This window comes from Streptomyces sp. NPDC059037, from assembly GCF_042740015.1.
Taxonomy (GTDB): Bacteria; Actinomycetota; Actinomycetes; order Streptomycetales; family Streptomycetaceae; genus Streptomyces.
In genome coordinates this window covers 6959-13865 of the sequence record NZ_JBHYIG010000265.1, presented here as the reverse complement: position 1 = coordinate 13865, position 6907 = coordinate 6959, and the positions used below count along the sequence as shown (strand labels likewise).

5 protein-coding genes are annotated in these 6907 nt (G+C 71.5%); all 5 read right to left on the bottom strand.

Going from position 1 to position 6907, the window contains the following annotated elements; all coding sequences use genetic code 11:
• Window positions 1-61 precede the first annotated feature (61 nt).
• The 5 genes from ACFWY6_RS36610 to ACFWY6_RS36590 all read right to left on the bottom strand — a co-directional run bounded on the left by ACFWY6_RS36610 (window position 62) and on the right by ACFWY6_RS36590 (window position 6895).
• On the bottom strand, window positions 62-3133 hold the full coding sequence (locus ACFWY6_RS36610; RefSeq protein WP_384699886.1) for an NPCBM/NEW2 domain-containing protein: 3072 nt from the start codon (window positions 3131-3133) through the stop codon (window positions 62-64).
• A 168-nt stretch (window positions 3134-3301) separates the two neighbouring features.
• Window positions 3302-4531: a cysteine--1-D-myo-inosityl 2-amino-2-deoxy-alpha-D-glucopyranoside ligase gene (gene mshC / locus ACFWY6_RS36605; RefSeq protein WP_384699884.1), complete on the bottom strand. Its 1230-nt coding sequence runs from the start codon at window positions 4529-4531 to the stop codon at window positions 3302-3304.
• A 247-nt stretch (window positions 4532-4778) separates the two neighbouring features.
• Window positions 4779-5627, bottom strand: coding sequence for an SCO1664 family protein (locus ACFWY6_RS36600; protein WP_384699882.1), 849 nt, complete (start codon window positions 5625-5627; stop codon window positions 4779-4781).
• The gene (locus tag ACFWY6_RS36595; RefSeq protein WP_266868801.1) at window positions 5591-6181 is read right to left on the bottom strand and encodes a DUF3090 domain-containing protein; all 591 of its coding nucleotides are present in this window, start codon (window positions 6179-6181) and stop codon (window positions 5591-5593) included. The genes ACFWY6_RS36600 and ACFWY6_RS36595 overlap by 37 nt, the downstream gene beginning before the upstream one ends.
• An 81-nt stretch (window positions 6182-6262) precedes the next feature.
• Window positions 6263-6895 (bottom strand): MSMEG_4193 family putative phosphomutase, encoded by a 633-nt coding sequence (locus ACFWY6_RS36590; protein ID WP_384699890.1) that lies wholly within the window; start codon window positions 6893-6895, stop codon window positions 6263-6265.
• Window positions 6896-6907: the final 12 nt, after the last annotated feature.

The following is a 6907-nucleotide window of genomic DNA, read 5'->3' as shown; positions in this document are numbered from 1 at the left end:
CCCACCCCCTCCGGGGCTTCGTGGGCCTTGCCCCACCCCCCCCCCGCGCCCCCGCCCCCTGTCAGCTACCGGACGTACACGTGAACCTGGCTTCGGCCCAGTCCCCGTGGTCCCCGCTCTTGGAGCCGTTGGTGTCGGTCACCTTCAGCTCCACGTGCCGGGCCCCGCTGACATCGACGTCCACGGGCACGGTCGCCGACGCGCCCGTCACCTTCGGCGAGGTCCACAGCACCTTGCCGTCGGCCTCTACGGAGAAGGCCACCTCTCCGTAGCCGTTGATCTCGTCGTCGATGCCCGCGTCGGCGGTGAACTTCGTGCACTGCCCGCCCGTGTAGACCTCGATCACGGAGTCGGCGTGCACGCCGATCCCCTTCTCGTACGTCTTGCCCGCGAGGGTCAGCGTGTGGCCGTCATCGGCTCCCGACTCGCCGTTGCTGCGGTCGCGTTCGGCGGGTCCGTAGCCATTGGCGGCCTTCAGCCAGGCCATGTCGCTCGCCCAGGTGTCGGCCGTCGGCGCCGGCGGCATGACGGCCACCGCGATCCGCTGTCCCGCGGTGCGGTCCTGCCCCGCCGAGCGGTAGCGGGCGCTCGCGTCGAGCGGCTGCTCACCGGGGTCGGCGTCCTTGGCCGGGGTGACGGCCACCTCGACGCGGCGGGTGGTTCCCGCGGGTACGCGGTCGGCCTTCGCGGTTCCTACCGTCCAGCCCTCGGGTGCGTCGAGGGTGACCTCGACACCCGTGGCGTCCCGTGTCCCCGCCGTGACGTCGACGGCGACCTTGCCGGCGGCTCCCGCGCCGAGCTCCTGGCCCGCGGGGGCGCTGACCGCCGCGGTCGCGCCGGGCACGGCACCGCCGACCGCGCTGGTGTCGTCGAGGTCGAGCTCGAAGGGCCGGTCGGTACGGAGCGCCGCCGTCTTGACGTTGACGACCCCGCCCCGGTCGTCCCGGTCGTAGAACCAGCCCTGCGCCGCCTTCTCGTACGCCTCCTTCGACGCGAGCCGGGGCAGCTCCCTGCCGGAGAGTTCCACGCCGCTGGGCGCGTCCCCGGTGTGCAGCGTGAACGCGTAAGGCCGCTTCGGCTGCTTCCCGCTGAACTCCCCCTTGCTCGCGCCGATCCGCACCCGCACGTCGCCCTTGCCCGCGCGGGGCGCGTCGACCTCGGCGCGCTGGGTGGCGTACTTGCCGTCGCGGTGCTGCCGGGTCACGCCGTCGTCCTCGTACAGCTCGAAGGAGGACATGCCCTGCGGGTAGATGTCCCAGGCGAGCGGCGAGTCGGCGGTGCGGTCCTTGTAGGACCTGATGCCGCCGGGCCACATCGGCACGGTGGCACCGCCCTTGACGAAGAGCGGCAGGGTGTCGATCGGTGCGCTGTACCCGTCGACGGTCGTCGGACCCTGATACGTACGCCCGCTCCAGTAGTCGGTCCACGTCCCCTTCGGGAGGTAGATGCCGTCCCGGACGGTGGTGTCCTTGTAGACGGGCGCCACAAGGAAGTCCTCGCCCGTCAGGAACTCGTACTTGGCGGCGTCCGTGGCGGCCTTCGGGTCGTCGGGGTATTCGAGGGCCAGCGGCCGTACGGCGCCGACTCCGGTCTTCGTCGCCTCGTGCCCGTACGAGTAGAGATAGGGCAGCAGCGACTCGTGCAGCTTGAGGTACTTGCGGTTGATGGAGGTGTAGGGCTCCCCGTACCGGAAGGGCTGCTTGTCGTTGGCGGCCCAGCCGTCCATCGTCATCGTGACCGGCAGGAACGACTTCCACTGCAGATCACGGGCGTACGTCTTGGCGCTGCCGCCGAAGATGCCGTCCACGTCACCCGTCGTGTAGGCCAGGCCGGACATGGTCGCGCCCGCGTACGTGGGGATCTGCCAGCGGATGTACTCCCAGCTGCCGCTCTGGTCGCCGGACCACTGCACCCCGCAGCGCTGGGCGCCCGACCAGCTCTCCGGGGCCCAAGTGAAGCCCCGCGCATCGCTGTTGTCCTCGATGCCCTTGTACGCGTCCTTGCAGCCGTCGAGCGCCTTCTTGTAGCCGTCGCCGACCCAGGCGACGTCGAGCTTGGCGATGCGCTGGCCCGCCTTGACCTGGTCGGCGATCTGGTCGATGCCGTCCTCGGTCCACAGGCCGAGCTGCATGTCGCGGTCCTGGAGGCCCTCGGCGGTCTCGGCGAGGTCTTCGTAGCCGCAGCCGTAGCCGTCGTTGACGAGCATCCAGCCATTGGGCATGTCGTGCTTCAGATACTCGTCGGCGACCTTCAGGGAGTCCAGGGTGTGCCGTTCCCCCTGGTTGGCGTTGTGGAGATAGCAGTCGGCGTCACCGATCTCCAGCCCGTAGACGGGCGGCAGGAAGGGCTTCCCGGTGAGCTTCGTGTACTGCCCGATGACGTCCTTGGCGGCGTCGCCGCCGCGGCCCGCGAAGTAGTAGGCGTCGAAGCGCTGTTCCTTGGCGGTGGCCGTCACCGGCTCGGCGAAGTCGTAGGTGTTGGGCGCGTACGTATTGCGGAAGACGCCATACCCCTCCGAAGACAGGTAGAAGGGCACGGAGTTGGGGTGCCCGCCGTCGTCCCAGTTGTAGTCGACGCTCACCTCGACCTTCTTGCCGCGGTGCGAGGTGTTGCCGCGCCCGTTCTGCATCCCGGCGCCGTAGAACTGCTCGTCGGCGCCGCGCGCCAGGCTCTGCGTGGTGGCGTCCTTCGTCCAGGACAGGCCCTTGGACTCGGCCCAGATCTCGGTCCCGTCGGCGCGGTGGAGCGCGAACCGAAGGGGCGACTTGTAGGCGCGCAGGGTCACTTCGGAGGTGCTCAGTTCGTAGCGGTCGCCCTTGTCGGCCCACTTGGTGCTCGGCGGCTCGCCCTGCGGAAGGACGATGTCCTTGCCGGTCGGGTCGGTGAAGTCGCCCTCGGGGGCGAGTTCGAGCCGGAACGTCTCCTTCGATACGAAGCTGACGCGGGCCTCGGCCTTGCCCGCGCCGATCCGGTAGACGGACCCGTCGGCGGCGAAGTCCGTGACGTCCCCGACGGTGGTCGCGGGCTCGTCGGCGGCCTGCGCGGCACCGCCGCCGGGTCCGGCGAAGGCCGCGAGGAGTCCTAGCAGGGCGGCGGCGAGCGCCGCCCGTCTGAAGCGAGTGGGTGATCTCATGGCGGAGGTCTAGCGCTTCAACGGCCGCCGCGGCCATGGACTTTGATGGGCCGCTCCTGGATTTCCGCGAGCGGCCCATGCGGTGATGAAGGTGCCGGACGGGACAAGATGAGCCCGTCCGGCGATTGAGGACGAGCCCGAAGGGCGATCGACCTCGGGGTAACCCTTCTAAAGGGCCACGCCAAGCAACGCGTCGACGGCACGCGACACGACGCCGGGGGCGCCCTCGTCCGTACCGCCGTCGGCGTCCTGGCGGGCGGCCCAGCGGTCGACGGCGGCGAGCGCCGTCGGTGCGTCCAGGTCGTTCGCGAGGGCATCGCGGATCTCCTCGACCAGCGCGTCGGCCGACGGCCCGTCGGGGCGGGAGACGGCGGCGCGCCAGCGCCCGAGGCGCTCGACGGCGTCCCGCAGGACGTCGTCGGTCCACTCCCAGTCCGCACGGTAGTGGTGCGCGAGCAGGGCGAGGCGGATGGCGGCCGGGTCGGTCCCGTCCCGCCGCAGCTTCGACACGAAGACGAGGTTGCCCTTGGACTTGGACATCTTCGCGCCGTCCAGGGCGACCATGCCGGCGTGCACGTACGCCTTGGCGAACGGGTGCTCGCCGGTCAGGACCTGCGCGTGCGAGGCGCCCATCTCATGGTGCGGGAAGGCGAGATCCGATCCGCCGCCCTGCACGTCGAAGCCCATCCCCAGGTGATCGAGGGCGATGGCCACACACTCGATGTGCCAGCCGGGCCGGCCGCGGCCGAGCGAGGCCCCGTCCCAGCTCGGCTCGCCCTCGCGGGCGGCCATCCAGAGCATCGGGTCCAGCGGGTCCTTCTTGCCGGGGCGCTCCGGGTCGCCGCCCCGCTCGGCGGAGAGCAGCTTCATCGCGGCACGGTCGAGGCCGGAGACCTCGCCGAAGTGGGCGTCGGACTCGACGGAGAAGTAGACGTCCCCCTCCAGCTCATAGGCGGCGCCCATGTCACGGAGCCGTTCGACGAGCGGCACGATGCCGGGTATCGCCTCGACGGCTCCGATGTAGTGCTGGGGCGGCAGGAGCCGCAGCGCGGTCATGTCCTCGCGGAACAGCGCGGTCTCGCCCTCGGCGAGCTCGACCCAGTCCTTGCCGTCGCGGTTCGCGCGTTCGAGGAGCGGGTCGTCCACGTCGGTCACGTTCTGGACGTAGTGAACCTGCCGCTTGGTGTCGAGCCACACGCGCTGCACAAGGTCGAACGCGTTGTAGGTCGCCGCGTGACCCATGTGGGTCGCGTCGTACGGAGTGATGCCGCAGACGTAGATACGGGCGACGGGACCGGGGTCAAGGGTGACAAGACCGCCGGTCGCGGTGTCGTGGATCCGGAGGTCGCGGCCCTTGCCAGGAAGGGCGGGGACCTCAGAAGCGGGCCAGGCATGCATGCCATGAGCCTAACCGGACGGGCCATCCGTATACGAGCGGGGATCAAGGTTTATCCGGGCGGGCCGTCTTCTGCCGGGTGACTGCACCGCCGCTGCGCGGCGGATCTCTCCCGCCCACCCACCCGATTACCCCGCAGCCGCCCGCCCGACCGGCCCCGTCGTGGGTACACGGGCCGCCCGCCCTCGTTGTGGGCAGGCGTTCCGCACGGCGGAACGGGTGGGCACAACGCAACGCTGCCGGGTGCCGCTACACCGGGGGCCACGGAATAGGGGGCCAGTCGCCGCTCGGGGCGGGATGCAGGCCAGAGGCCAGCAACGCATCCACCCGCGCGCGGAGCGCGTCCACCTCCGCCCCAGTGATCAGCTTGCCCAGCCGCAGGCACAGCGGCTGAGTCGCCTCCAGCGCGCCCCGCAGGGAGCGGAGAACCCCCACCGCCTCGGCGGCCAGCGGCTCCCCCGCCCACCCCCACAACAGCGTCCGCAGCTTGTCCTCGGCGTTGAACGTGACCCCGTGGTCGATCCCGTACAACCGCCCCCCGGAAGCGACCAGCAGATGCCCGCCCTTGCGATCCGCGTTGTTGATCACCGCGTCGAGCACGGCAAGCCGCCGCAGCCGCACATCGTCCGCGTGGACGAGCAGCGCGGTCCGCCCCTCCCCCACATCGGCGAACCCGATCGCCTTCCAGCCCTCCCCCGGCTCCTCGCCCTCGACGAGGGCAAGCAGCTCCGCCGAGTCCGCCTCCGCCTCGGAGCCCTCGATCCACAGCTGGCACATGCCCTCGCCGTGCGGCCCGTCCCGCAGGACGGTCGGCGGCACAAGACCCCACCCCGTCGCCTCGGAGACCTCGTACGCCGCCACCTCGCGCTGCGCGAGGGTCCCGTCGGGAAAGTCCCACAGGGGCCGCTCCCCGGCGACGGGCTTGTAGACGCAGGCGGCCGTCTCGCCCTCGTACGCGACCGTGCAGTACAGCACCGCGTTCGACGCCTCGCGGATCCGCCCGCGCACGGTCAGCTCCCCGCGGGTGAGCAGCTCCATGGCGTGGGCGCCGGAGGCCGGACTCACGCGCCCCGCCGGTATCCGTTCTGGCGCGGGCATACGTGTCCTTCCGGGTCGAGCGGCAGGCTGCACAGCGGGCACGGCGGCCGCCCCGCGTTCACGACGTCGAGGGCGCGCTTGGCGAAGGCGCGGGCCTGCGCGCCGGTGAGCCGGACGCGCAGCATCGGCGGCCCGTTCTCCTCGTCCTGCAGAAGCCTTTCCTCGGCCTCGGCGAGATCCTCGTCCGATTCGGCGTCCAGCTCCACCAGGGCCTGCGCCTCGACGATCATCCGCTCCTCGTCGCCGTCCCAGGCGAGCGCCATCGTGCCGACCCGGAACTCCTCCTCGACGGGCGAGTCCAGGGGCGCGCTGTCACTGACCTCGCTGGGCGCGACGGCCGGCACGGGGGCGTTGCCGCCGCTGCGGCGCACGACCTCGTCGAGCAGCTCCTCCATGCGTTCGGCGAGCGCGGCCACTTGGGTCTTCTCCAGGGCGACGCTGGTCACCCGGGCTCCGGCGGTGGCCTGGAGGAAGAAGGTACGCCGACCGGGGAGCCCGACCGTTCCGGCCACGAAGCGTTCCGGCGGGTCGTAGAGGAACACCTGACGCGACACGTCCTGTCTCCATTGGGATCGACTGCGATGGATCACTTGCGGTGGTGCGGCGTGACCTCTGCACCCTACTGCGGCGGACGATCACGGTGCTCCCGCATCGCCACCCACCGCCGCGTCGCCCCCGGCGGGCGCCTCGCGGGGTGCGAGCGACCCGAAGTCACCGGTGTCGCCCAGACGTACGAGGAACGGGCGAAGGCGTGTGTACCGGATGGCGGTGACGGAGCAGGGCTCTACGGAGATGCGCTGGAAGAGGTCGAGGTGGAGCCCGATGGCGTCGGCGATCAGGGACTTGATGATGTCGCCGTGCGAGCACATCAGGTACACCGCGTCCGCGCCGTGGTCGCGCTCCACGCGCGCGTTCCACTCGCGTACGGCCTCGGCGGCGCGCGTCTGCATGGCCCGCATGGACTCGCCGCCGGGGAAGGCGGCCGCCGACGGATGCTGCTGCACGACCTCCATGAGCGGTTCGTCGGACAGCTCGGCGAGCTTGCGGCCCGACCAGTCTCCGTAGTGGCACTCCCCGATGCGGTCGTCGGTGTGCGACCGCAGTCCCGGCCGCGCGGCGAGCAGCGGCGCGACGGTCTCCTGGCAGCGCTGCAGCGGGCTCGTGACGACTTCGGCGAGCGGCAGGTCCGCGAGGCGTCCGGGGAGGGCGGGGGCGGGTGCGGCGCCCCGCTCGTGCCGGGCCACGCCGGGGGGGCACCCCGCGAGCAGGGCCCCGGTGTT

Bases quoted from the DNA above. Each gene is read 5' to 3' on its own strand.
- ACFWY6_RS36610 (WP_384699886.1), bottom strand. From the start codon at position 3,133: ATGAGATCACCCACTCGCTTCAGACGGGCGGCGCTCGCCGCCGCCCTG.
- mshC (WP_384699884.1), bottom strand. From the start codon at position 4,531: ATGCATGCCTGGCCCGCTTCTGAGGTCCCCGCCCTTCCTGGCAAGGGC.
- ACFWY6_RS36600 (WP_384699882.1), bottom strand. From the start codon at position 5,627: ATGCCCGCGCCAGAACGGATACCGGCGGGGCGCGTGAGTCCGGCCTCC.